The following is a 23,599-nucleotide window of genomic DNA, read 5'->3' as shown; positions in this document are numbered from 1 at the left end:
AGAGCATGACCATCACCGCCAACTGGAGCTACCCGACCGCGATCAAGTTCGGGGCCGGCCGCATCAAGGAACTCGCCGACCACTGCAAGGCCGTAGGCATGGAGAAGCCGCTGCTCGTCACCGACCGCGGCCTTTCGACCATGGCGATCACGAAGGAAGCGCTCGACATTCTCGACGCCGCCGGCCTCGGCCGGGCGATGTTCGCCGAGGTCGATCCGAACCCGACCGACAGGAACCTCGAAGCCGGCGTCAAGGCGTTCCGCGACGGCGGCCATGACGGCGTCGTCGCCTTCGGCGGCGGCTCGGGCCTCGACCTCGGCAAGGCCGTCGCCTTCATGGCCGGCCAGACGCGGCCGGTCTGGGATTTCGAGGATATCGGCGACTGGTGGACCCGCGCCAATTCCGACGGCATCGCGCCGATCGTCGCCGTGCCGACGACGGCCGGCACCGGCTCGGAAGTCGGCCGCGCCTCGGTCATCACCAATTCGGAGACGCATACCAAGAAGGTGATCTTCCATCCGAAGTTCCTGCCTTCGGTGACGATCTGCGATCCGGAGCTGACGGTCGGCATGCCGAAGGTCATCACCTCCGGCACCGGCATGGACGCCTTCGCCCATTGCCTGGAAGCCTATTCCTCGCCGTTCTACCACCCGATGAGCCAGGGCATCGCGCTCGAAGGCATGCGTCTCGTCAAGGAATTCCTGCCGCGCGCCTACAGGGACGGGACCGATATCGAGGCCCGTGCCAACATGATGTCGGCCGCCGCCATGGGCGCCGTTGCCTTCCAGAAAGGCCTCGGCGCGATCCACTCGCTGTCGCATCCGGTCGGCGCCATCTACAACACGCACCATGGCATGACCAATGCCGTCGTGATGCCGCCGGTGCTGACCTTCAACCGCCCGGCCATCGAGGCGAAGATCGCCAGCGCCGCCGCCTATCTCGGCATAGAGGGCGGCTTCGACGGCTTCTTCGACTATGTGCTGCGCCTGCGCGAGGAGCTCGGCGTGCCGGACAAGCTGTCGGCGCTCGGCGTCGGCACGGACCGGATCGACGAGATGGCCGCCATGGCGATCGTCGACCCGACGGCCGGCGGCAATCCGGTGGAGCTGACGCTGGATGCGGCCAAGCGCCTCTTCGTCGAGTGCATCTGAATTCTTGCCGTTAACAAATGACAGAGGCCCGGAAAACCGCCGTTTTCCGGGCCTTTTGCTTGAGAAAGCGCAAATTCGGCGCCGTTCTCGTTAATCTTCGCCATGCGCATGTTTCCATTTCGTTAACCATGTTTTGAAAGGTTTGAGCAAGCGGGCGCCATTCTCACCGGGCCGTCTGACGAGAGCGATGCAAAGCTCGCAGCATTCATGAGGAAAGACATGCCAGTCATCACATTTGCCAATGCCAAGGGCGGCGCGGGCAAGACCACCGCAGCGCTCATTCTCGCCACCGAGCTTGCGAGCCGCGGCCACCGCATCACCATTCTCGATGCGGACCCGCAGCGCTGGATCAGCCACTGGCACGAGGTTTCCGGCCGCCAGCGCAACATCGCCGTCATCTCCGAAGTCTCGATGGCCTCCCTCCAGTGCCATATCCGCGAGAACCGGCAGACGACCGACTATTTCATCATCGACCTTGCCGGCGCGCGCGATGCGCTGGTCGCCACCGCCATCGGCCTGTCCGACCATGTGATGATCCCGGTGCAGGGCTGTGCCATGGATGCGCGCGGGGCGGCGCATATCCTCGAACTGCTGAAGCAGCTCGACGAGAAGGCGGGCATCCGCATCAACCATTCGGTCGTGCTCACCCGCATGAATTCGCTGGTGACGACGCGCGCGATGAGCGCCATCAAGGCGTTGCTCGCCGCCCGCGGCGTTGCCGTGCTCGATACGCCGATCGGCGAGCGCACCGCCTTCCGCGACATCTTCGATTGCGGCGGCACGCTCTATACGATGGATGCGGCCAGGGTGAGCAATCTCGACAAGGCCTGCGAGAATGCGCGCCTCTTTGCCGACGAGGTCCTGCGCCTCCTGCCGGTGCGCAAGCGCATCGCCACCGAACGCGGCTTCTTCCGCACGCTGCAGCGGGCGGCCTGAACCTTCCGGATTGACGAATGACAAGAACGGCTGCGACGAATGGCGCGGCCGTTTTTTGCGTCGCAATGCAAGGTTGGTAATGAACAATTTACCACGCTTAACCTAATGATATCGCGTCAGAAAGCCACCCCTTCGGCGATGCGTCGCCATGGGGACCCATGAAGGGTTACGGGCAAGATGCGGTGCTGCCCGGCGCTGCTGCCCCGATTTTCCGTTGCTTTCCCCGTTTTCTCGAGTTGCCAGGATACCCCCGGAATGAAGCCAGCCCCGCAGACCGCCAGCCAGAACCACGACATCGCGCGCCGTCTGGACTATCTCGGCCTCGACGAGGCAGCGCTGAAGCGGCTTCGCACGCTCAAACCCTTCATCGAGAAGGAGCTCGGCCCGGCGCTGGACAAGTTCTATGCGATCGTGCGCAAGAGCCCGGAGGTGAACCACCTCTTCTCCAACGACGCCCACATGAATCGGGCGAAGAATGCCCAGCTCGGCCATTGGGCGAATATCGCGGCCGGCGATTTCACCGGCGACTATGCTTCCAAGGTGCAGACGATCGGCCATGTGCATGCGCGCATCGGCCTTGAGCCGCGCTGGTATATCGGCGGCTATGCGCTGATCGTCGAGCATCTCCTGACGGAGGCCGTGAAATCGCTCTGGCCGAAGCAGGGGCTCTTTGCCCGCCAGGAAATCGGGCCGGAGGAATTTGCGGCGCGGTTCTCCAGCCTGCTCAAGGCCATGTTCCTCGACATGGACCTCTCCATCTCCGTCTACAACGACATGTCGGACCTCGCCAAGCAGCAGGCGGTGCAGGCGCAGGTCGTCGCCGAGGAGCGCAAGATCGTCAGCGACAGTTTCGGCGCCGCGCTGAAGCGCATCTCCGACGGCGACCTCACCGCGCGCATCACCGGCCCGCTGCCGGAGGCCTACGAGGCGCTGCGCGACGACTTCAACCACGCCATTTCCACGCTCTCGCAGGCGATCGGCAATATCGGCGCCGGCGCGGGCTCCATCCATCTGAGCGCGCAGGAGATCGCAGCGGCCTCCGACGACCTTGCCAAGCGCACGGAGCGACAGGCCGCGAACCTGGAGGAGACGGCGGCCGCCGTCGAGCAGGTGACCACCACCGTGCGCCAGACCGCCCAGAGCGCCAACGAGGCGAACGCCCTCGTCATGGCGGCGCGCGACAATGCGCAGCGCGGCGGCGAGGTGGTGGAACACGCGATCGTCGCCATGGGCGAGATCCAGGCTTCCTCCTCGGCCATCGCCAACATCATCGAGGTGATCGACGAGATCGCCTTCCAGACCAATCTGCTCGCGCTCAATGCGGGCATCGAGGCGGCGCGGGCCGGCGAGGCGGGGCGCGGCTTTGCCGTCGTGGCCTCGGAAGTGCGGGCGCTCGCGCAGCGCTGCGCCGATGCGGCGAAGGACATCCAGAACCTCATCGCCAAGTCGCACGGCCAGGTCGAGGACGGCGTGCGCTCGGTGGGTGAGGTCGCCCAGTCGCTGCGCCAGATCGTCACCCAGGTCGTGGAGGTCAGCGCCGTGTTCAACACGATCCGCGCCAGCACGGCGGAACAGGCGACGGGCCTGCAGGCGGTCAACCAGGCGGTCAACGCCATGGACCAGATCACCCAGCAGAACGCCGCCATGGTGGAGGAGGCGAATGCCGCCAGCCAGGCGCTGACGCAGGAGGCCGCCTCCATTGCCGCCCAGCTCAGCGCCTTCCGCACCAGCGGCGACGCCCGCCCGGCCCAGGGATCGGGGTATGTGCGGGCGGCTTGACCGCTGGCCTTCTCTGCCGTCGGGCTGCCCCTCATCCGCCTGCCGGCACCTTCTCCCCGCAAGCGGGGAGAAGGGGATGGAGCAACGATTCATTCATATCCGATTACTGGCAAGCGGGAGAGGCTTACCTACAAGCGGTCATTGGGCGAGGAAGCCGGCGCGGCATATCCCTTCTCCCCGCTTGCGGGGAGAAGGTGGCGGCAGCCGGATGAGGGGCTACCCCCCGATCGTCAGTCGACGAATTCGACCGTCACGCCGGCGCTGGTCATCTTGGCGAGCTCCGTCGCGTCCCAGTTGGTGAGGCGAATGCAGCCGTGGCTCTGGGTCTTGCCGATCTTCGAGGGTTCCGGCGTGCCGTGGATGCCGTAGGTCGGCTTCGACAGCGCGATCCAGACCGTGCCGACCGGGCCGTTCGGGCCGGGCTGCAGGGTCAGCACCTTGTTGTTGTTGCCCTGCTGGAAATTGATCTTCGGATTGTAGGTATAGCCCGGATTGAGCGCGATGCGCTCGACCGTCACCGTGCCTGATGGAGAGGGCGTGTCGGCCGAGCCGATGCTGGCCGGATAGGCGGCGATCAGCGTGCCGTTCTCGTCATAGGCGAGCACCTGCTTGCGGCCCTTGTCGGCGAGGATCTTGGCGACCTTTCCGGTCTTCCGCTCGCCCGTGTCGACGACCTTGATGATCGTGCCGGGAATGGTGAAATCGACGCCCGGATTGATCTCCTTCAGATAGGCCTCGTCCATGTGGAACTTCTCGGCCAGCATCTCGGTGGTCGAGGTGAAGGAGAGATGCGGCAGCGCCGCCTTCTGGGCATAGTCGTCGGGGATGGCGGCGACATAGGGGCCGGCCGCGTCGGCGGCGGTGATCTCGTAGGTGGTGAAGGCAAGGCCGCCGGACAGGCGCAGCCGCTCCAGGATGTCGTCGGCATTGTTCGGGTCGAGCGTCTCGCCCGTCGCCTGCTGCCAGGCCTCGATCGCCTTGGTGACGTTCGAGCCCTTCTTGCCGTCGATCACGCCCGGCGAAAAGCCCTCGCGGTCGAGGAAGACCTGAAGCGCGGTGATCTCGGCGGACGACATCTTGCCGATCGCGATCGCCGGGTCGAATTTCGGGCCGGGCACGAATTCCGCATCGGGATCGGTGCCGTTTTCCGGCAGGGCCGCGCTGTCGCCGGAAAAATCGGGCAGGGCCTGCGAGCCGCCGAAATCGGCATCCGGCAGGGGCTGGCGCTCGATGCCACCCGGCAGGCCCTCGCGCATTTCCGGCACGGAACTCGTCGTCAGCTCGTCGCCATAGTCGGCCTCGGGCGCCGGCGGGAAATAGTCGGGGTTCGCTTCCGGATAGCCGCGCATCTCGCGATAGCGGTCGCGGCGCGGGCGGTAATCGTCGCCGCGGGCGAAGTAGCGGTCGGCCTGCATGGCGGTGGCAACGATGTTGCCCCAGCCGTCGACATAGACGGTGCGGCCGCGGTTGTCGCGCATCACGCGCACGCTGCCGTCGTCCGGAATGTAGTCGAGGATGTCGCCTTCCGGCGAAACCAGGACCGTGTCGCGCGCGAAGAACCGCTGCTGGGCCTGCGCCGGCAAGATGGCGAATCCGAGGACGGAGGCCGCGGTAAGGAGCGAAACGCTTGTTTTAAAAATAGAATTCACGACTCTTGACCTGCCTGCTTGCCCATGTCGCGCGGACGGAACACTTCAATTCAGACCTTAATATGAAAAAACTGAATCGATGGTGAACGGAAGGTCAACGCGCCGTGCAAAAACTTGTGACCGGCCGTGAGGTTCCGTGGAGGCGGTGAGAGGCGAGGCCTGCGGGTCATGGCCGACCGGCGCCCTGCCGTAGGAGCGTTTCCGTTTTTCGCCGAATCGCGAAAACACGCTATCCTTTTGTTTTGCCGCGGTTCCGGACGCAAAACCGCTTCGCACTTTTGCGGGAATTGCTCTAGGGTCTGTGCTGATGGAGTACAGACCCTAGCATGCCGCCGATTGATTGCCCCTTGCCGGAGTCCCGGATGACCTTTTCCCTTACCGCCCAAACCCCCGACCAGTCCTTCCGCCTCGACCTGACGCCGCAATCGGTGCTCGACGTCGCCGGCGCCGTCTTCCATGGCGTCGATCTCGCGCCGGGGGCGGCCGTGCCGTCGGATGGCGATCCGCGCATCGACAAGGCGCTGCCCGGCTTCCTGTTCACTTGCGGTCCGGATCACATCCGCCATCCGGTGCCGGTCGAGGGTGCGGCCGACGGGCGGCTTTATCCATTGCACGGCTCGCTCTCGTCCTCGCCGGCGCGGGACGTGCTGATCGAGGAGGACGAGGGGGAGGTGGTCTGCGAGGGGCGCGTCGCCGTTTCGCTCGCCCATGGCGGCAAGGCCGATCTCGCGCGCCGATGGCGCGCCGACCGGCGCACCGGCCATATCACGCTCGACGATGTCGTCACCAATACGGGCGAGACGCCCTGGCCGCCCTTCGGCATGTATCATATCAATTTCGGCACCGGCCTCTTCGATGCGGACACGCGGCTGACCGGGGCGATGCTGCCCGGCAGCAGCCTGCCGTGGCGCTTCGGGGAGGGCGACCGCGAGCTCTTCTGCGTGCCGGCGGCTGAAACGGCAACGCATGGCTGGGCCGAGATTGCCATCGGCCCGATCGCCGCGCTTGCCGGGCGCAGTGTCCATATCCGCTTCCGCACGGATACGCTGCCGCATCTCCAGGTCTGGCGGAACCTGTCGCCGGGCTCGGCGGTGCTCGGCATCGAGCCCGTCTCGCACCGGCTCGCGCCGCGCGCCGCGCTGATCGCCTCCGGCGAGGCCGCCGATTTCGCGCCCGGCGAAAGCGTCGGCTACGGCCTCGCCTTCGAGGTCCGCTAGGATATTTGCACGCTTTTCGAGCGGAGAGGGGCGTTCGCGCGTTCCGGGGGTGGCACGCTTCGCGCCTTTTCGGGAATTGCTATAGATTTTGCGTGATTGACGCTCTCGCGGTGCGGGCTTAAACGGTGAGCACCCCTGTTTTCTAGAAGGAACCGCCCATGGATATCCGCGAGATCAACGACGAATATTCCGTCTCCGGCCAGATCGCCGTCGAGGATCTCGACGCCATCGCCGCCCTGGGCTTCAAATCCATCGTCTGCCACCGCCCGGACCACGAGCAGCCCGACCAGCCGGAATTCTCCGTCATCGCGGCGCGCGCGAAGGAACTCGGCATCGAGGTCGCCCATGTGCCGGTCGGCCCGATGGGCGTGACGGCCGAGGCCGTGCACGGCATGGTCGACGCGCTCGACGAGCTGCCGCGCCCGATGCTCGGCTATTGCCGCTCCGGCATGCGCTCGACGAAGATCTACGAGCAGACGCAGCATATCCGCGGCTGAGGGCCTGGCCCCTCATCCGCCTGCCGGCACCTTCTCCCCGCAAGCGGGGCGAAGGGGAATGCTGCACCGGTTTCCCAAAGCATCGACGATATTTGGAGGGCGAGGCATTGCCCCATCCGCCTTCTCCCCGCTTGCGGGGAGAAGGTCGCGGCAGCGGGATGAGGGGCTTTCACGCCCTTAAAAACATCACGTCCCGCTGCGGATATCCGAGAGCGTGCGCGTCGGCGTGATCGCTTCCGGGTCGAGCTTCACCTCGATGATCGCAGGCTTGCCGCTCGAGCGGGCGCGCAGGAAGGCGGGCGCGAAGTCCTCCGTCGCCTCCACCGTCTCGCCATGTCCGCCATAGGCGCGGGCGAGCGCGGCGAAATCCGGGTTGGTGAGGTCCGTGGCGCTGACGCGGCCGGGATATTCCCGCTCCTGGTGCATGCGGATCGTGCCGTAGATGCCGTTGTTGACGACGACGGTGATGATCGGAAGGTTGTAGCGCACGGCGGTGGCGAATTCCTGGCCGTGCATCATGAAGCAGCCGTCGCCGGCAAAGCAGATGACCTCACGCTCCGGGAAGAGCTGCTTGGCGGCAACCGCGGCCGGCAGGCCATAGCCCATCGAGCCGGAGGTGGGGGCGGCCTGCGTCGCGAAGCGGCGGAAGCGGTGGAAGCGATGCACCCAGGTGGCATAGTTGCCGGCGCCGTTGGTGAAGATCGTATCGTCAGGCGTGTTTTCCTCCAGCCAGGCCATGATCGGGCCCATCTGCACGCCGCCCGGGCCGGTTTCCGGCGGGGTCGACCATTTCAGGTAGGATTCGTGCATGGCGGCGGTGCGCGCGGCCCAGCGCGGGGCGGCCTTCGGCGCGAGGCCGTCGAGCGCGGCGACGAAATCCTCCGGCGCGGCGCAGATCGCAAGGTCCGGCCGGTAGACGCGGCCGAGCTCGGACGGATCCGGATAGACATGCACCAGCGTCTGCTGCGGGTAGGGCACCTTGAGCAGGCTGTAGGTCGAGGACGGCATTTCCGAATAGCGGCCGCCGAGCAGGATGACGAGATCCGCCTCGCGGATCTCCCTGCCGAGCGCCGGGTTGATGCCGATGCCGCTGTCGCCGGCATAGTTCGGGTGCCGATGATCGAACAGCATCTGGCGGCGGAAGGAACAGGCGACCGGCAGGGACCAGCGCTCCGCGAACGCCTTGAAGCCGGCAACGCTCTCCTCGGACCAGCGCGTGCCGCCGAGGATGACGAGCGGGCGCTCGGCGGCTTCAAGGCGGCGTGCCAGTTCCTCCACCTGCCTGCGGCCCGGATGGGCCTCGACCGGCGCATAGGCCTTCGCCTCGACTGCCTCGACCGTGTCCGTCAGCATGTCCTCGGGCAGCGCCAGCACCACCGGGCCCGGACGGCCGGAGGTGGCGACGGCAAAGGCGCGGGTGATGAATTCGGGAATGCGGCGGGCATCGTCGATCTCCGCCACCCATTTGGCGACCTCGGTGAAGGCGCGGCGGTATTCCACCTCCTGGAAGGCCTCGCGCTCGCGCGCATCGCGCTGCACCTGGCCGATGAAGAGGATCATCGGGATCGAATCCTGCCGCGCGATGTGCAGGCCCGCCGAGGCATTGGTGGCGCCAGGCCCGCGCGTGACCATGCAGATGCCGGGCTCGCCCGTCAGCCGGCCCCAGCAATCCGCCATCATCGCCGCGCCGCCTTCCTGGCGGCAGACAAGGACGTCGATATCGGTGTCGTGCAGCGCATCGAGCACGGCGAGGTAGCTTTCGCCCGGCACGCAGGCGACGCGCTTGACGCCATTGGCAACGAGGGCGTCGACGATCAACTGGCCACCGGTCTTCATGCGCTTTTCTTTCCTGCTTCGAGGATGTCGAGTTCCGCCATCACGGCGTCGGTATGTTCGCCGAGCCGCGGGCTCGGCCGGTCATAGGCAAGGGGCGTGCCCGAATAGACGATCGGCGTGCGCACGCCGGGAATGCGGTTGCCGTCGGCATCCGGCAGGTCGATGCGCAAGCCCCGCGCCTTCACCTGCGGATCCGCGAAGGTCTCGGCGATGGAATTGATCGGCCCGGCCGGCACGCCCTCGCGCTCGCAGGCGGCGAGAAGCTCGGCCTTGCTGACACCGGCGGTCGCCCCGGTGACGAGGCGGCGCACCTCGCCGCGATGGGCGACGCGCGCCCGGTTGGTGGCAAAGCGCTCGTCGTCGGCGACGCCCTCGAGCTTCAGGATGCCGCAGAGCTTGCGGAACTGCCCGTCATTGCCGACGGCGAGGATGATGTGCCCGTCGGACGCCGGCACCACCTCGTAGGGCGAAATGTTCGGATGCGCATTGCCGAGCCGCGTCGGCGCATTGCCGGAGGCGAGGAAGTTCATGTTCTGGTTCGCCATGACGGCCGACTGCACGTCGAGCAGCGCCATGTCGACATGCTGGCCCTGGCCGGTCTTCATGACATGGATGAGCGCGCCCTGGATGGCGGCGACGGCATAGATGCCGGTGAAGATATCGGCGATGGCGACGCCCGCCTTCATCGGCTCGCCATCCGGCGCGCCCGTCACCGACATGAAGCCGGACATGCCCTGCACGATATAGTCGTAGCCGGCGCGGGCGGCATAGGGGCCGTCCTGGCCGAAGCCGGTGATCGAGCAGTAGACGAGTTTCGGATGCACCTTGGCAAGACTCTGGTAATCGAGCCCGTACTTGACGAGGCCGCCGACCTTGAAGTTCTCGATGACCACGTCGGCCGTCGCGATGAGGCGGTGGACGACGGCGCGGCCTTCCTCGGTCTTGAGGTCGACGGCAATCGAGCGCTTGCCGCGGTTGGTTGAGTGGTAATAGGCGGCCGATAGGTTCTCGCCGTCCTTGCCGGTCACGAAGGGCGGGCCCCAGGCGCGCGTGTCGTCGCCGCCCTCGGGGTTCTCGATCTTGATGACGTCTGCGCCCATATCGGCCAGCATCTGCCCGGCCCAGGGACCGGCGAGGACCCGCGCCAGCTCGATGACCCTTATGCCTGACAGCGGCAGGTTCGACTTTTCCATCGTGCACTCCCTTCCCGGCGGTGCCGGAACGCAGCCGGCCGCCGGGCCTTTCGCCCGTTTCCCTTTGGATAACAAAAAGCTGCCGGGCACGATAGACGGCGCCCGAGGGGAGATCATGACGGCTCAGACTGACATGATGCCTGCCGCGCCGCCCGCGCGGCCGGGCGGCGTCAGATCGGCGTGGAGACGGGCGGTATCGTCGCCGTCTTGTTGAGCTTGCGTTCGCGCCAGATGACATAGAGGCCGGAGGCGATGATGATGGCGATGCCGAGCCATTTCACGGCATCCGGCAGATGGCCGAACACGAACCAGCCGAGGATCGTCGCCGAGACGATCTCCAGATATTGCAGCGGGGCGAGCGTGGAGGCGGGTGCCGAGCGATAGGCATAGACGCCGAGCACGCCGGCAATGGTGGCGGCGACGGCGGCGCCGGCGATGTAGAGCGTGTTCGCCATGTCCGGCACGACGGGCGTCAGCATGGCGATGCCGAGCCTGCCGCCGGCAAGAAGGAGCAGGCCGGAAAACAGCGCGCCCCAGAGGCCGGCATAGAACTGCATGGACCAGGGATCCTCCTTCTGGGCGACGAGCCGGGTGAGGAGGAAGAACAGCGCGAGCGAGAAGGCCGCCACCACCGGCAGCAGCGCGATGGGGCCGACCTCCTGCAGGCTCGGCTGGATGACCAGCAGCGAGCCGAGGAAACCGACGCCGCAGGCCGTGTAGCGCCGCCAGCCGATGGTCTCTTTCAGGAAGATCGAGCCGAGGATGGTCAGGATGATCGGCTCGACGAAGAAGATGGCGATGGCATCGGCCACTTCCATGACGGCGAGCGGCGTGACGAAGGTGATCATGGTGATGGCCATCAGCAGGCCGCGGGCGGCATGCAGGCCCATCTTCCGGAAGGTCACGTCCAAAAGCGTGCCGCGCAGGAGACAGATCGGCCCCAGCACGGTCATCTGGAAGAGCAGGCGCACGAAGGTGATCTCGGTCGCGGGGACCGACGTGACCGCGAGCTTGGCGAAGATATCGATGATCGGCGAGATGAGCACCGAGAGCACCATGAGCAGGAGCCCGAGGCCGACCTCGTTGCGCAGCGGGGCGATGGTGGCGGATGTGGTCATGCGTGTTCCGGGGCGCGGGTCCAGGCTTCGGCCACCCGCCGGCACCAGCCGGCAAAGGCGTCGACGGCGGGATCGCGGAGCGGCCGGCTCTCCTTGAGCGTTTCGTGACGCATGCCGCGATAGACGGTTGTGGTGACGTCCTCAAGCCGCGATTTTTTCAGTCGCCCGGCAAAGGCGTGCACGGCGCGGCCGAAATCCGTCGCCGGGTCCTCCTCGCCGCCGACGAGATGGATCGGCAGCCGCCTCGGCAGGCGGGCAAGCCCTTGCGCCGAGGCATTGGCGAAGGTGACGGCGAAGATGTCGATCCACATCGCGACATTGACGTCGAAACCGCAATGGGGATCGGCGATATAGGCGTCCACCTCGGCCGGGTCGTGCGACAGCCAGTCGAAATCCGTGCGGCGGTTCGCGATGGAGCGGCCCCACGCCCCGAAAGTCAGGCGCGGCAGCACGTCGCTCGGCACGTCCGATCCCTTCAGCATGCGCTCCGCCGCCAGCACGGCCTGTGCCACGCGCCCGGCAAACCCCGGCGCGAGATTGGAATTCCACACGGCGAGCGCGTCGATATCGCTTGGATGCGCCTCAGCGAAGGCGAGCGCCATGAGCCCGCCCATCGAGTGGCCGAAGAGCACGACCGGCAGGCCGGGATGCTGTGCCGTCGCATGGTCGCGCACGGCGCGCATGTCCGCGATCACCCGGGCAATGCCGCCCTTCGGCGCGAACTGGCCGCGCGGGGCATCCGGCGCGCTGGTGAAGCCGTGGCCGCGATGGTCGTGGGCATAGACATGAAACCCCTCCGCCGCCAGGCGCGCGGCGAACGCCGCATATCGCGCGCTGTGCTCGGCAAGGCCGTGGCTGATCAGCAGGATGCCGCGGGGAACGCCCCGGGCAGCCTCGTGCCGCAGCGCAAGGCTCGCCCCGCTCGGGCTTTGCAGCGTGGAAGCCTGCGAAAACACCGGTCCATCCTCCCGTTTCGGCCCTCCCGTTCTGGCAAGGTCAACGCGATTTGCCGTTGAAAGACAATGGGATGCGGCGTGTATTTTTCGATTTTCTCCCGCATGTCGCGATTTTTCCGATTCACGGTTGCATTTTCTGGATTTATGGTTGTAAATGATCTCGTTTTGTTCTCGTTAGGGAGCCGGTCATGACGACCAATGCCGCACTGACTTTCAAAGCCGCCCTTTTCCTTGCCGTCCTGCCGTTGTGTCTCGCGCTGGCTGCCGGTTTCCGTCCTGCCGCCGCGCAGACGGCGCCGGCGGGCGCCGGCGCGCGCGAGGTCCTTTCCCTCGGCTGGCAGGCCGGCTACTGCGCCGCCCGGCCGAAAAGCCGCGGCTGCGCGGATTTCTCCGTGGACGCGCCGGCCGCCCGGCAGTTCTCACTGCTCAGCCGCTTCCAGTTGCGCAAGAGCTATTGCGGCGTTGAGGCGGGGCTCAAGCAGCAGGCGCGCAAGGGCAAGTGGACGGAGCTGCCGGATATCGTGCTCGCTTCCGGCACGAAGGCGCGCCTGATGGCTGCGATGCCCACCGCGCGCCTCGGCCTCGACCGCCAGCAATGGCTGCGCAGCGGTAGCTGCGTCGCCGCCTCGCCGGAGGTCTATTACAGCCGCTCGCTCGACCTGCTGGATGCGCTCAACGCCTCGCCGGTGCGCGCGCTCTTCGCGCAGAAGGCGGGGGCGGCGATCACCCTTGCCGAAGTCCGCGCCGCCTTCGACGCCGCCTTCGGGACGGGGGCCGGCGAGCGGGTGCGCCTCATCTGCCGCAAGACGGACGGCGGGCCTGTCGTGACCGGCCTCACCATCGGCCTTGCCGGCGACGCGCCGACGCTCGCGGACCGCATCGCCGCCGCCTCGCCGACGAAATCCCGCTGCACCGAGGGGGCGACGGGCGCGGGGCAGGCGGGGTAGGGGCGGCGGCCGGGCGGGCTGCCATCCCGCCCGGCATGCGGGCAGGGTGCCGCGCCGATCTGGACTGCCGTGCTGCCACGGAGGGTTCGCGGCGATGCGGGGCGGTGTTTCCGCCCCGGGGCGCGATGCGGCTTTCCCAGATTGCCGCGGGCGGAGAATTCGCCTACATAGCGGGCAAATTTGTCCGATCCGGAGCGCGTTTTCATGGCACGTCAGTTCATCTACCACATGTCGGGGCTCAACAAGGCCTATGGCAACAAGAAGATCCTCGAGAACATCCATCTGTCGTTCTATCCGGATGCCAAGATCGGCATCCTCGGCCCGAACGGCGCCGGCAAGTCGACCGTGCTGCGCATCATGGCCGGCCTCGACAAGGAGTTCACGGGCGAGGCCTGGCTTGCCGACGGCGCGACCCTCGGCTACCTGCCGCAGGAACCGCAGCTCGATGCCTCCAAGACCGTGCTCGAGAACGTCATGGAGGGCGTCGCCTCCAAGAAGGCGATCCTCGACCGCTACAACGAACTGATGATGAACTATTCCGACGAGACGGCGGAAGAGGGCGCGAAGCTCCAGGACATCATCGACAGCCAGAACCTCTGGGACCTCGAAAGCCAGGTCGAGATGGCGATGGACGCACTGCGCTGCCCGCCGGGTGACGCCTCGGTCGACAATCTCTCGGGCGGTGAAAAGCGCCGCGTCGCGCTCTGCAAGCTGCTGCTCTCGCAGCCGGACCTGCTGCTGCTCGACGAACCGACCAACCATCTCGACGCCGAGACGATCGCCTGGCTCGAAAAGCACCTGCGCGAATATCCGGGCTCCGTGCTGATGATCACGCACGATCGCTACTTCCTCGACAATGTCACCGGCTGGATCCTCGAGCTCGACCGCGGCCGCGGCATCCCCTACGAGGGCAACTATTCCGCCTACCTGCAGGCCAAGGCCAAGCGCATGCAGCAGGAAGGCCGCGAAGAGGCGACCCGGCAGAAGGCGCTCGCCCGCGAGCAGGAGTGGATCGCCTCCTCGCCGAAGGCCCGCCAGGCCAAGTCCAAGGCCCGTATCCGCGCCTATGACGAACTGGTGCAGGCCGCGGCCGATCGCCGTCCCGGCGACGCGCAGATCGTCATCCCGGTCGGCGAGCGCCTCGGCAACGTGGTCATCGAGGCGGAGAACCTCACCAAGTCCTACGGCGACCGCGTGCTGATCGAGAACCTGACGTTCAAGCTGCCGCCCGGCGGCATCGTCGGCGTCATCGGCCCGAACGGCGCCGGCAAGACGACGCTCTTCCGCATGATCACCGGCCAGGAACAGCCGGATTCGGGCTCGATCACCGTCGGCGAGACCGTCGATCTCGGTTATGTCGACCAGAGCCGCGATGCGCTCGCCGGCGACAAGACCGTCTGGGAGGAGATTTCCGGCGGCAACGACATCATCAAGCTCGGCAAGCACGAGATGAACAGCCGCGCCTATTGCGGCGCCTTCAACTTCAAGGGCGGCGACCAGCAGCAGAAGGTCGGCACGCTCTCGGGCGGCCAGCGCAACCGCGTGCACCTCGCCAAGATGCTGAAGGCCGGCGGCAACGTCATCCTGCTCGACGAACCGACCAACGACCTCGACACCGAAACGCTGGGCGCGCTCGAAGATGCGCTGGAGAACTTCGCCGGCTGCGCCGTCATCATCTCGCACGACCGCATGTTCCTCGACCGCCTTGCGACCCACATCCTCGCCTTCGAGGGCGACAGCCATGTCGAATGGTTCGAAGGCAACTTCGAGGATTACGAGCAGGACAAGATCCGCCGCCTCGGCGCGGATGCCGTCAACCCGAAGCGCGTGACCTACAAGCGGCTGACGCGCTGACGGACGTTGCTTCCCGCGCTTTGACAAACCCCGGTTCGCCGGGGTTTTTCTTTGGGCGTATCGGTGGGAAGATCGACGACACGGATTTGCCCTTGCGCGATGCGGGTTAATCACATAAACATATCTTTATGTCTTGATTGGATAGGCCATGGGCGACACGCAGAAACTCGGACTGGACGACATCGTGGAGATCCTGAAGGCGGCGGGCGAGCCGACGCGCCTTCGCCTCCTCGCGCTGCTTTCGCATGGCGACCTGACCGTGACCGACCTGACCGACATCCTCGGCCAGTCCCAGCCGCGCATCTCGCGCCACCTGAAGCTGCTCGCCGAGGCCGCGCTGGTCGATCGCTACCAGGAGGGCGCCTGGGCCTTCTTCCGGCTGAGCCAGGGCGGCCCGGCCGTGGCGCTCGCCCGCCAGCTCCTCGAGGCCGCCGATCCGGCGGATGCGGTTTTCGCGCGCGACGACGAGCGGCTGCGGGTGCTGAAGAAGATCCGCGCCGACAAGGCGCAGGCCTATTTCAGCCGCAACGCCGCCGAATGGGACGCCGTGCGCCGCCTGCATGTCAGCGAGGCGGAGGTGGAGGCGAAGCTTGCCGCGATGATCGGCACCGAGCCGGTGGACGCCTTCCTCGATCTCGGCACGGGCACGGGGCGCATCCTGCAGCTCTTCGAAGGGCTCTATAGGCGCGGCGTCGGCGTCGATGCCAGCCGCGACATGCTGGCGGTGGCGCGCGCCAATCTCGACCGCGCCGGCATCACCAAGGCCTCGATCCGGCACGGCGACATCTTCAACCTGCCGCTGGAGCGCGACGAGTTCGATGTCGTGACGATCCACCAGGTGCTGCACTTCCTCGACGAGCCGGAGGCGGCGGTGGCGGAGGCCGCACGCATGCTCGCCCCCGGCGGGCGCCTCGCCATCATCGACCTTGCCCCGCACGCGCTCGAACACCTGCGCGACGAGCACGCCCATATCCGCCTCGGCTTCTCGCACCAGACGCTTGCCGAGTGGCTGGAAAAGGCGGGGCTCGCCGTCGAGGAGATCGTCGACCTCAAGCCCGCGCATTCGGCCGCCGATGCGCTGACCGTCACCATCTGGCTTGCCCGCGACCAGCGTGCGCGGGCGGCCGACACCATCGCCATCCGCAGGAGGAGTTGACATGAAACCGGCGACCGCCAGCCCAGCCCGCAAGGACATCCGCCTGTCGTTCGAATTCTTCCCGCCGAAATCGGCGGAAGCCGAAGGCCAGTTGTGGGAGACGGCCGCCGCGCTTTCGGCCTATGAGCCGGGTTTCATGTCGGTGACCTACGGCGCCGGCGGCTCCACCAAGGCGCCGACGCTCGCCACCGTCCGCCATCTCCTTGCAATGGGCCTTCCGGCCGCTTCGCACCTCACCTGCGTCGGGGCGACGAAGGAGGAGGTGCATGCCGTCGTCGCCGAGTTCCAGGCGGTCGGCGTGAGGCATTTCGTGGCGCTGCGCGGCGATCCGCCGGGCGGCGTCGGCACGGCCTACCGGCCGCATCCCGGCGGCTATGCGAATGCGGCGGAACTGACCGCCGGCCTGCGCAGCCTTGCCGATTTCGAGATCTCCGTGTCCGCCTATCCGGAAAAGCATCCGCAGAGCCCCGACGTCGCCGCCGACATCGACATGCTCAAGCGCAAGGTGGATTCCGGCGCGACGCGCGCGCTCACCCAGTTCTTCTTCGAGAACGACGATTTCGAGCGCTACCTGGAGCGCGTGCGCAAGGCCGGCATCGCGATCCCGGTCGTGCCGGGCATCCTGCCGGTGCACAATCTTTCCCAGGTGCAGAAGTTCGCCGGCCTGTGCGGGGCTTCCGTGCCCGGCTGGCTCGCCGACCGGCTGGCGCCCGTCGACGACCGGCCGCAGGAGCGCGCGGCGGTGGCGATCGACCTTGCCGCCCGGCAGGTGGAGGATCTCATCGCCCGCGGCATCGGCGAGTTCCATTTCTACACGATGAACCGCGCCACACTGGTCTCGGCCGTCTGCGATCGCGTCGGCTTTGCCCGCAACGACCGCCACACGGCAGGGGCGGCGGCCTGACCGCCGGCACCGTCCGATAAATCTGTGCCCGAAACGAAAATGCATGGCGCCGTTTCCGGGGCCATGCATTTTTCCTGAATAGGTTTCGGCAGGGTTTGTTGCTTTTGTCCCTGACCTCCCGGACTGCGCTTTGATCGCCTCAGATGAAGATCATCGTTGCGATGAAGAGGAACGCTGCACTGATCATCAGAACATTCAAGGAATGTGTGAGTCCCATGGCTACCTCCTTGCGTTTACGGTGCGATATTACGACCGAAAAAAGCGTGTTGGAAAGGTGTTTTGTTGCTGCGCCGCAACATCGGTCCGTCGACGGGCACTTATTCACAGCGCTAACCTGCTGAATTTACTCCTCTATTGCGAATGCCACAAAAAATTCACAATCCCTACCAGATGACGAATGCCGACATTGTGCATTTACCAGTATGGCGAAAGTCGGGCGGACAATCCGGCGGATTGCCATGAAACGGCCGGGAAGGCGCTTTGTTCCCGGCTTTCTCAGGCACTACGGAAACGGGCGAAAACACGCCCGTCGAGCACGACGAGGCCGAAGAGGACGAGCACCATGCCGAGCATGCCGAGCGGCGTCAGGGTTTCGCCGAGGAAGAGCATGCCGGCGAGGATGGCGCTCGGCGGCACGAGCAACGTGACGAGCGAGGTGTTGGTGGCGCCGGCGGCCGCCATGATCCGGAAGAACAGGATGTAGCCATAGGCGGTCGAGACGAGCGCCAGTGCCAGCACGGCGAGGATGGCCGGCAGCGGGGGCAGGGGGAGCTGCCAGGGCGTGTCGAGCGCCAGGGAGACGGGCAGCATCAGCAGCGTCGATGCGGTGAGCTGGCCGGCGGCGGTGACGGGCGCGGCGGTGCCGCGGAAGCGCTTGCCGTAGGTCGCGGCAAAACCGTAGGAGACGGCGGCGAGCACCGGCAGGACGACGGCCCAGAGCGGCGGGCCGCTGTCGCCGGTGAAGGGGGCGAGCGCGCGCGGGCCGATCAGCACCGCGGTGCCGACGAGGCCGATGAGGCAGCCGGCGATCTTTTCCGAGGAGAGCTTTTCGTCCAGCGTGAACCGGTTGGCGATGAGCACGGTGAAGATCGGCGTCGTCGCGTTGAGGATGGAGGCGAGACCCGCGCCGATCTGCGTCTGGCCGAGGAAGATCAGCATGTGCGGCACGGCATTGTTGATGAGGCCGAGCAGCAGGAATTCGCGCCAGCGGGCCCGTAGCGTCGCATAGATGTCGAACCGGCCGGCAATATAGATGTGCAGCGCAAGCGCGGCGATGCCGACGCGCAGCAGCACGAGGGTCGCCGGCGGCACATGGGCGACGGCGACGCGGGCGAAGAAGAAGGAGCCGCCCCAGATCATGCCGAGGAGCGCGAGCAGGCCCCAGGTCTGTGCGCTCATGCGCGTTGCCGCCTGCTGTTTCATTTCGCGTTCTCCCGGGCATCCCGCCGCCCGCTCGTCTACCCTACAAGCGGCCAGGCAAAAAGACAGAGCGGCAGCCGGGTCTCGACCGGGCTGCCGCTCTGGGTCTCTTCGTGCCTATATCATCGTGGCGGCGCGCCGCCACCCGATTTCCGTCAGAGCGCGGAGAGGAGAGCCTGGGTCGCCCAGCCGTCGGCGGGCAGGCCGAGGCGGAGCTGCTCCTTCTGGATCGCGGCGCGCGTGCCGGAGCCGAGGATGCCGTCGATCTTGCCGACATCGTGGCCGAGGCCCTGCAACTTGGTCTGCAACTGCTTCATGCTGTCCTCGGACAGGCCTTCCTCCGGCGTGCCGCGCTCATAGGGCGGGGCGCCGGCAAGGCGGGTCGCGAAATAGGCCGCCGACGTCGTGTAGATGAACGACTGGTTCCATTCGAGATAGATGTTGAAGTTCGGGTAGGTGATGAAGGCCGGGCCCTTGCGGCCCTGCGGCAGCACCAGCGAGGCTTCCAGGTTGCCGAAGGAGGTGTCGCCGTCGCGCGGCGTCACGCCGAGGGCGAACCAGTCGGCCGCCGTCATGCCCGGCTGCAGGCCGGTCTTCTCGAAGGGCAGCACGTCGGGCACGGAGACTTCCTGGATCCAGGGCTGGCCCTTCACGAAGCCGAGATGCTGGATGAACTTGGCGGCCGTCAGGATGGCGTCCGGCGAGGACTGCTTGACGTTGATATGGTTGTCGCCGTCGCCGTCGACGCCGAATTCGATGATGTCCTTGGGCAGCATCTGCACCTGGCCGATCTCGCCGGCCCAGGCGCCCGTCGTGCCGTTCGGGTCGAGGTCGCCATGGCCGACCATCTCGATGGCGGCGAGAAGCTGCGGGCGGAAGAGCTCCGGCCGGCGGCAATCGTGCGCGAGCGTGACCAGCGCGTTGCGGGTGTTGAAATCGCCCTGCACGGCGCCGAAATCGGTTTCCATCGCCCAGAAGGCGGCGATGATCGGGCCCGGCACGCCGAATTCCTGCTCGGCGCGCTGGAAGACCGGGGCGAGGTCCTTCAGCTTCTTGCGGCCGATGTCGAGGCGCGACTGGCTGACCGTGCGCTTGGAGAATTCGAGGAAGGTCTGGCGGAAGACGCCCTGGGCGCGGTCACGCGACAGCACCTTCTGGTCGATGGCGGCGCCGGCGAGCGCCCGGTCCGCGACCTCGGCGGAAACGCCGCGCGTCAGCGCCTCGGCCTTCACGCCCTGGAGGAAGGCGTTCAAGTCGCCGCCGCAGGCTGCCGTCGACTGGGCATGTGCGTTGCCGGCGAGAAGAAGGGCCGTGAGGCCCACACCAAGTTTCGTCTTCAGGTTTAGCCGCATCTCGAATGCTCCTTGGTCCGTTGCTGGCCCGGCTGTCTCAGGTGAATGTGACGAAAGCAAGAAGAAAAAGGCGGCTGCGGCGTGCAGCCACCCTTTTCACGCGATTGTGCCTTTCGGGCGACCTTCGTCTTCGAGATGCAAGACCGCCTGTGACCTGCCCGGGTTCAGCGGGAAACCGTCTTGACCCAGCTGTTCCAGTTCTTCGCGGAGCCGGCGAAGACGTTGATGTCGGTATTGCCCGATATGCCCGGCACGACGCCTGTCGACGTATATTGCCAGAACGCCCACTTGCGCGCCGAATAGATGTTCTCCGGATGGTTCGCCACCGAGCGCAGCCAGAAGGGATAGCCCTCGAAATGGCCGACGAGGTTGTCGCGGTGGAAATCGACCGTGGTGTAGATGATCGGCCGCTTGCCGTAGTGCTTTTCGATACGGTCCATGAAGCGTTGCAGGACCGTGCGCACCTCGTCCGGAGGCGGGCGCAGCTTGCAGGTCGGCGAGACGGGGTTCCATTCGGCGTCCAGCACCGGCGGAAGCTGCACGGCCTCCTTCGGCACGTTGGCGATGAACCAGTCGGCCTGGGCGTCCGCCGTCGAGCAGAAATAGTAGAAATGGTAGGGCGCATGGGCCACGCCGGCCGCGCGCGCGCCGCGCCAGTATTCGGCAAAGCGGCTGTCGAGGCGGTCGGTGCCCTCGGTCGCCTTCAGGAAGGCGAAGGAGACGCCGCTCTTCTTCACGGCCTGCCAATCGATGTCGCCGTTCCACTTGGAAACGTCGATGCCGTGGATATCGTGGCGGTGCGGAGTGCGCGCGCCGAAATCCTGCGGGTCCTTATCGTCGAAACGGGGCGGCACGGAGGCGGTCGACACGAGGTCGTAGTCGGTGGTGGAACAGGACGAGGCGAGAAGGGCGAGGGGCAGCAGAGCCAGAATGAGCCGACGCATGGAGGTCCCGTTGTTGCGCGTTTCCTAATCCTGCCTCGAACGGGGCGGGTCGTAAAGGGCGGACGCGCGAGACGGATCGAACACCACTCGCATGTTTCCGTAAAATTATGGTTAGCGGGCCGTTAAGCCGCGCGCGAAAGCCCCTCACCGTTCAGCACGGGGAGGGGTTTTGGCGGCCGAATCCGGCTTGCGTCAGAACTTCATGCTCACGCCGAGCATGATCGAGTGCGAATCGAGGTCGCCCCGCCGGCCGGCGGCATCGAAGATGTCGGACTTGCCGTAGCCGGTGTAGCGGTATTCGACGCGGCCCGCCACCGTGTCGGTGAAGGCCTGCTCGACACCCGCGCCGATCGTCCAGCCGTGGACCGTGTCCTTCTCCTTCACGCCGGCATCGCGGTTCTCAAGCTCCGCGCGGGTGAAGGCCCAGCCGCCCGTGCCGTAGATCAGGGTGCGGTCGAAGGCATAGCCGAGACGGGCGCGCACCGAGCCGCCCCAGTTCGTCTCCGCCTCGTAGCGCGTGCCGCCCGAGGAGAAGCGTTCATTGTTGAAGTCGTGCTTGATGTCGGCTTCCACGCCGTAGACCCAGCCGTCGTTGAAGAAGTTGTAGCCGGCATAGGCGCCGAGCGCAAAATCGTCGAGGCCCTCGTCTATGGCGGGCGCCGGGCCGCCGGAGCTGGCATTCGTCCAGGCGTAGCCGGTGTTCACGCCGACATAGAAGCCGCCCCAGTCATAGACGCCGGCGGCCGTCTCGACGATCGGCGTTTCCATCGGCGGTTCGGCAATGGTCATGTCGGCCGCGAAGGCCGGGAGCGCACCGGCGGTGACGAGGATGCCGGCGGCACCGAATATCATGGATTTCATCTGATGGTCCTTCCCACTCGAATACTCGCACGAAGCCCCACGCACGAATGACAACAGGTTTCGAACGTCTGAAGGCCCCGATGGTTCCGAAGAAAAGGAACCCCTTGAATCTTGGGGGCGGATGCCAACGCTCCCTTAACACTCTGTCATTCTTTGTCCGCTAGAAACATCCGCGGGGCCGGTGCCGGCCCGATGCACCCTGTTGTCATGATAACAACGGTTTAGGGTTACATGATGTTGAAAACCTTGTTGCCGAGGATCGAGCAGCGCTATGCGCTGACGGGGTCGATTTTCGGAGCCTTCCTGCCGACCATCTGCTTTGCCGCCGACCAGTTGCTGCGCGACAGCGCGCAGGCAAGCCTTTTCGGCTTTTCCGCGCCGACCGCCACGGCGCTTGCGCTCATGCCGGTCTTCTTCGGCGTCGGCTTCTACCAGATCGGCCGGTCGAAGGCGCTGCTCATCGCCGAACTCAGCCAGCGCCGGCAGACGGAACAGCGGCTGACGCACGATGCCTATCACGACCGGCTGACGGGGCTTGCCAACCGGTTCTGCCTCGAGCGCGACATCCAGGCGATCGTCGAGAGGAGCGAGGACGCGGACCGGCCGGCGCTCCTGCTGCTCGATCTCGATCGCTTCAAGTTCGTCAACGACAGCCTCGGCCACGACGCGGGCGATGCGCTGCTGGCCGCCATTGCCGGGCGGCTGCGGCGCGCGCTGTGCGCGACGACCGGCGTCTACCGGCTCGGCGGCGACGAATTCGTCGTGACGATCGCCGGGCGGCCGTCCGCGGGCAAGATCGAGGATGTCTGCCGCACGATCTGCGACCTCTTTGCCGAACCGTTCGAATTGAAGCGCCACCGGGTCGCCAGCGGCTGCAGCATCGGCGTGACCTTCATGGATGCGGGCGACACGTCGATGTCCGAGCTGCTGAAGCGCGCCGATCTCGCGCTCTACGAGGCGAAGGCGATGCCCGGCAGCGGCTTCCGCTTCTTCGATGCGGCGCTGGCGGCCGATGTGCAGGCCCGCTCGGCCATCGAGAACGATCTTGCGCGCGCGATCCGCGCCGAGGAATTCTTCCTCGAATACCAGCCGATCGTCGGCGTGGAGAGCCGCACGGTGCGCGCCTTCGAGGCGCTGCTGCGCTGGCGGCACCCCGAGAAGGGGCGGATCATGCCCGATGTCTTCATTCCGGCGGCGGAGAAGACCGGCCTCATCCTGCCGCTCGGCAACTGGGTGGTGCGCGAGGCCTGCCGCGAGGCGGCGACCTGGCCGGCGCCGGCGGGCGTCGCCATCAATGTCGTCGGCGACCAGTTCAAGGACCGCGCCTTCGTCGGCTATGTCAAGCAATGCCTCATGGAGACGGGGCTTGCCCCGGGACGCCTGACGATCGAGGTGACGGAATCGGTCTTCTCGGTCGACGAGACGGTCATCCGGGAGAGCCTGTCGGAGCTGCGCAGCCATGGCGTGCGCGTGGCGCTCGACGATTTCGGCATCGGCTTTTCCTCGATCAACAACCTGCGCGCCTTCCCGATCGATCAGTTGAAGATCGACCGTTCCTTCGCGCAGGCCATGATGGAGAGCAAGCGCGATGCCGACCTCGTCGACATCATCCTGAAGCTCGGACGGACGTTCCAGGTGACGACGACGGTGGAGGGCATCGAATCCGAAGGGCAGCTTGACTTCATCCGCCAGCGCGGCGCCTCCGAGGCGCAGGGCTACCTGATCTCCGGGCCGGTGGCGGCGTCCGACGTGATGCGCTTCCTTTCCCAATCCGACGACAGGCTTTCGGCGTGACTGCGAAAGGTCTTTTCATGACAGGCAAATCCTGAT

19 protein-coding genes are annotated in these 23,599 nt (G+C 66.3%); 10 read left to right on the top strand and 9 right to left on the bottom strand.

The window, feature by feature from the left end:
• Positions 1-5: 5 nt before the first annotated feature.
• From shn_RS11940 to shn_RS11930, 3 genes are all read left to right on the top strand, one after another.
• A complete protein-coding gene (locus shn_RS11940) occupies positions 6-1,151 on the top strand; it encodes an iron-containing alcohol dehydrogenase (protein WP_064330598.1) in 1,146 nt (381 codons plus the stop codon).
• Positions 1,152-1,370: 219 nt separating this feature from the next.
• Positions 1,371-2,087 (top strand): ParA family protein, encoded by a 717-nt coding sequence (locus shn_RS11935; protein WP_064330597.1) that lies wholly within the window; start codon positions 1,371-1,373, stop codon positions 2,085-2,087.
• A 255-nt stretch (positions 2,088-2,342) separates the two neighbouring features.
• On the top strand, positions 2,343-3,866 hold the full coding sequence (locus shn_RS11930; protein ID WP_064330596.1) for a globin-coupled sensor protein: 1,524 nt from the start codon (positions 2,343-2,345) through the stop codon (positions 3,864-3,866).
• A 230-nt stretch (positions 3,867-4,096) separates the two neighbouring features.
• Here the strand turns inward: shn_RS11930 and shn_RS11925 are convergent, their stop codons facing one another.
• A complete protein-coding gene (locus shn_RS11925; protein ID WP_371328561.1) occupies positions 4,097-5,449 on the bottom strand; it encodes a L,D-transpeptidase in 1,353 nt (450 codons plus the stop codon).
• A gap of 428 nt (positions 5,450-5,877) precedes the next feature.
• On the opposite strand from shn_RS11925, the gene shn_RS11920 reads away from it, so the two are divergent.
• Positions 5,878-6,732, top strand: coding sequence for a DUF4432 family protein (locus tag shn_RS11920; RefSeq protein WP_064330594.1), 855 nt, complete (start codon positions 5,878-5,880; stop codon positions 6,730-6,732).
• Between the two features lie 158 nt (positions 6,733-6,890).
• Positions 6,891-7,229, top strand: a complete 339-nt coding sequence (locus shn_RS11915; protein ID WP_064330593.1) for a TIGR01244 family sulfur transferase — start codon at positions 6,891-6,893, stop codon at positions 7,227-7,229.
• 186 nt (positions 7,230-7,415) lie between these two features.
• Here the strand turns inward: shn_RS11915 and shn_RS11910 are convergent, their stop codons facing one another.
• From shn_RS11910 to shn_RS11895, 4 genes are all read right to left on the bottom strand, one after another.
• Entirely contained in the window at positions 7,416-9,065 is a 1,650-nt protein-coding gene (locus shn_RS11910) for a thiamine pyrophosphate-binding protein (protein WP_064330592.1), read from the bottom strand.
• Entirely contained in the window at positions 9,062-10,258 is a 1,197-nt protein-coding gene (locus shn_RS11905) for a CaiB/BaiF CoA-transferase family protein (RefSeq protein ID WP_064330591.1), read from the bottom strand. The genes shn_RS11910 and shn_RS11905 overlap by 4 nt, the downstream gene beginning before the upstream one ends.
• Before the next feature lie 170 nt (positions 10,259-10,428).
• Positions 10,429-11,376, bottom strand: coding sequence for a DMT family transporter (locus tag shn_RS11900; RefSeq protein WP_064330590.1), 948 nt, complete (start codon positions 11,374-11,376; stop codon positions 10,429-10,431).
• Positions 11,373-12,332: an alpha/beta fold hydrolase gene (locus shn_RS11895; RefSeq protein ID WP_064330589.1), complete on the bottom strand. Its 960-nt coding sequence runs from the start codon at positions 12,330-12,332 to the stop codon at positions 11,373-11,375. The genes shn_RS11900 and shn_RS11895 overlap by 4 nt, the downstream gene beginning before the upstream one ends.
• A gap of 188 nt (positions 12,333-12,520) precedes the next feature.
• Between shn_RS11895 and shn_RS11890 the strand changes: the two genes are divergently transcribed.
• The 4 genes from shn_RS11890 (at position 12,521) to metF (ending at position 17,193) form a co-directional block, all read left to right on the top strand.
• Positions 12,521-13,279 (top strand): hypothetical protein, encoded by a 759-nt coding sequence (locus tag shn_RS11890; protein WP_064330588.1) that lies wholly within the window; start codon positions 12,521-12,523, stop codon positions 13,277-13,279.
• Positions 13,280-13,483: 204 nt separating this feature from the next.
• Positions 13,484-15,133 carry an energy-dependent translational throttle protein EttA gene (gene ettA / locus shn_RS11885; RefSeq protein WP_064332566.1) on the top strand — a complete coding sequence of 550 codons (1,650 nt, stop codon included), beginning with the start codon at positions 13,484-13,486 and terminating at the stop codon, positions 15,131-15,133.
• A 148-nt stretch (positions 15,134-15,281) separates the two neighbouring features.
• Positions 15,282-16,289: a metalloregulator ArsR/SmtB family transcription factor gene (locus tag shn_RS11880; protein ID WP_064330587.1), complete on the top strand. Its 1,008-nt coding sequence runs from the start codon at positions 15,282-15,284 to the stop codon at positions 16,287-16,289.
• A gap of 1 nt (position 16,290) precedes the next feature.
• The gene (metF, locus tag shn_RS11875) at positions 16,291-17,193 is read left to right on the top strand and encodes a methylenetetrahydrofolate reductase [NAD(P)H] (protein WP_064330586.1); all 903 of its coding nucleotides are present in this window, start codon (positions 16,291-16,293) and stop codon (positions 17,191-17,193) included.
• 495 nt (positions 17,194-17,688) lie between these two features.
• Here metF and shn_RS11870 read toward each other — a convergent pair whose 3' ends face one another.
• The 4 genes from shn_RS11870 to shn_RS11855 form a co-directional block, all read right to left on the bottom strand.
• Positions 17,689-18,615 carry a DMT family transporter gene (locus tag shn_RS11870; protein WP_064330585.1) on the bottom strand — a complete coding sequence of 309 codons (927 nt, stop codon included), beginning with the start codon at positions 18,613-18,615 and terminating at the stop codon, positions 17,689-17,691.
• A gap of 152 nt (positions 18,616-18,767) precedes the next feature.
• Positions 18,768-19,964, bottom strand: a complete 1,197-nt coding sequence (locus tag shn_RS11865; RefSeq protein ID WP_084437939.1) for a lytic murein transglycosylase — start codon at positions 19,962-19,964, stop codon at positions 18,768-18,770.
• Between the two features lie 164 nt (positions 19,965-20,128).
• The gene (locus tag shn_RS11860; RefSeq protein ID WP_064330584.1) at positions 20,129-20,908 is read right to left on the bottom strand and encodes a GH25 family lysozyme; all 780 of its coding nucleotides are present in this window, start codon (positions 20,906-20,908) and stop codon (positions 20,129-20,131) included.
• Between the two features lie 192 nt (positions 20,909-21,100).
• A complete protein-coding gene (locus shn_RS11855; RefSeq protein WP_084437937.1) occupies positions 21,101-21,769 on the bottom strand; it encodes an outer membrane protein in 669 nt (222 codons plus the stop codon).
• A 231-nt stretch (positions 21,770-22,000) separates the two neighbouring features.
• Here shn_RS11855 and shn_RS11850 point away from each other — a divergent pair, with 231 nt between their 5' ends.
• Positions 22,001-23,563 (top strand): bifunctional diguanylate cyclase/phosphodiesterase, encoded by a 1,563-nt coding sequence (locus tag shn_RS11850; RefSeq protein ID WP_084437935.1) that lies wholly within the window; start codon positions 22,001-22,003, stop codon positions 23,561-23,563.
• Positions 23,564-23,599: the final 36 nt, after the last annotated feature.

It is taken from the genome of Shinella sp. HZN7, from assembly GCF_001652565.1.
Taxonomy (GTDB): domain Bacteria; phylum Pseudomonadota; class Alphaproteobacteria; order Rhizobiales; family Rhizobiaceae; genus Shinella; species Shinella granuli.
The sequence above is the reverse complement of the archived record's forward strand: the minus strand, read 5'-3'. Positions and strand labels throughout refer to the sequence as shown.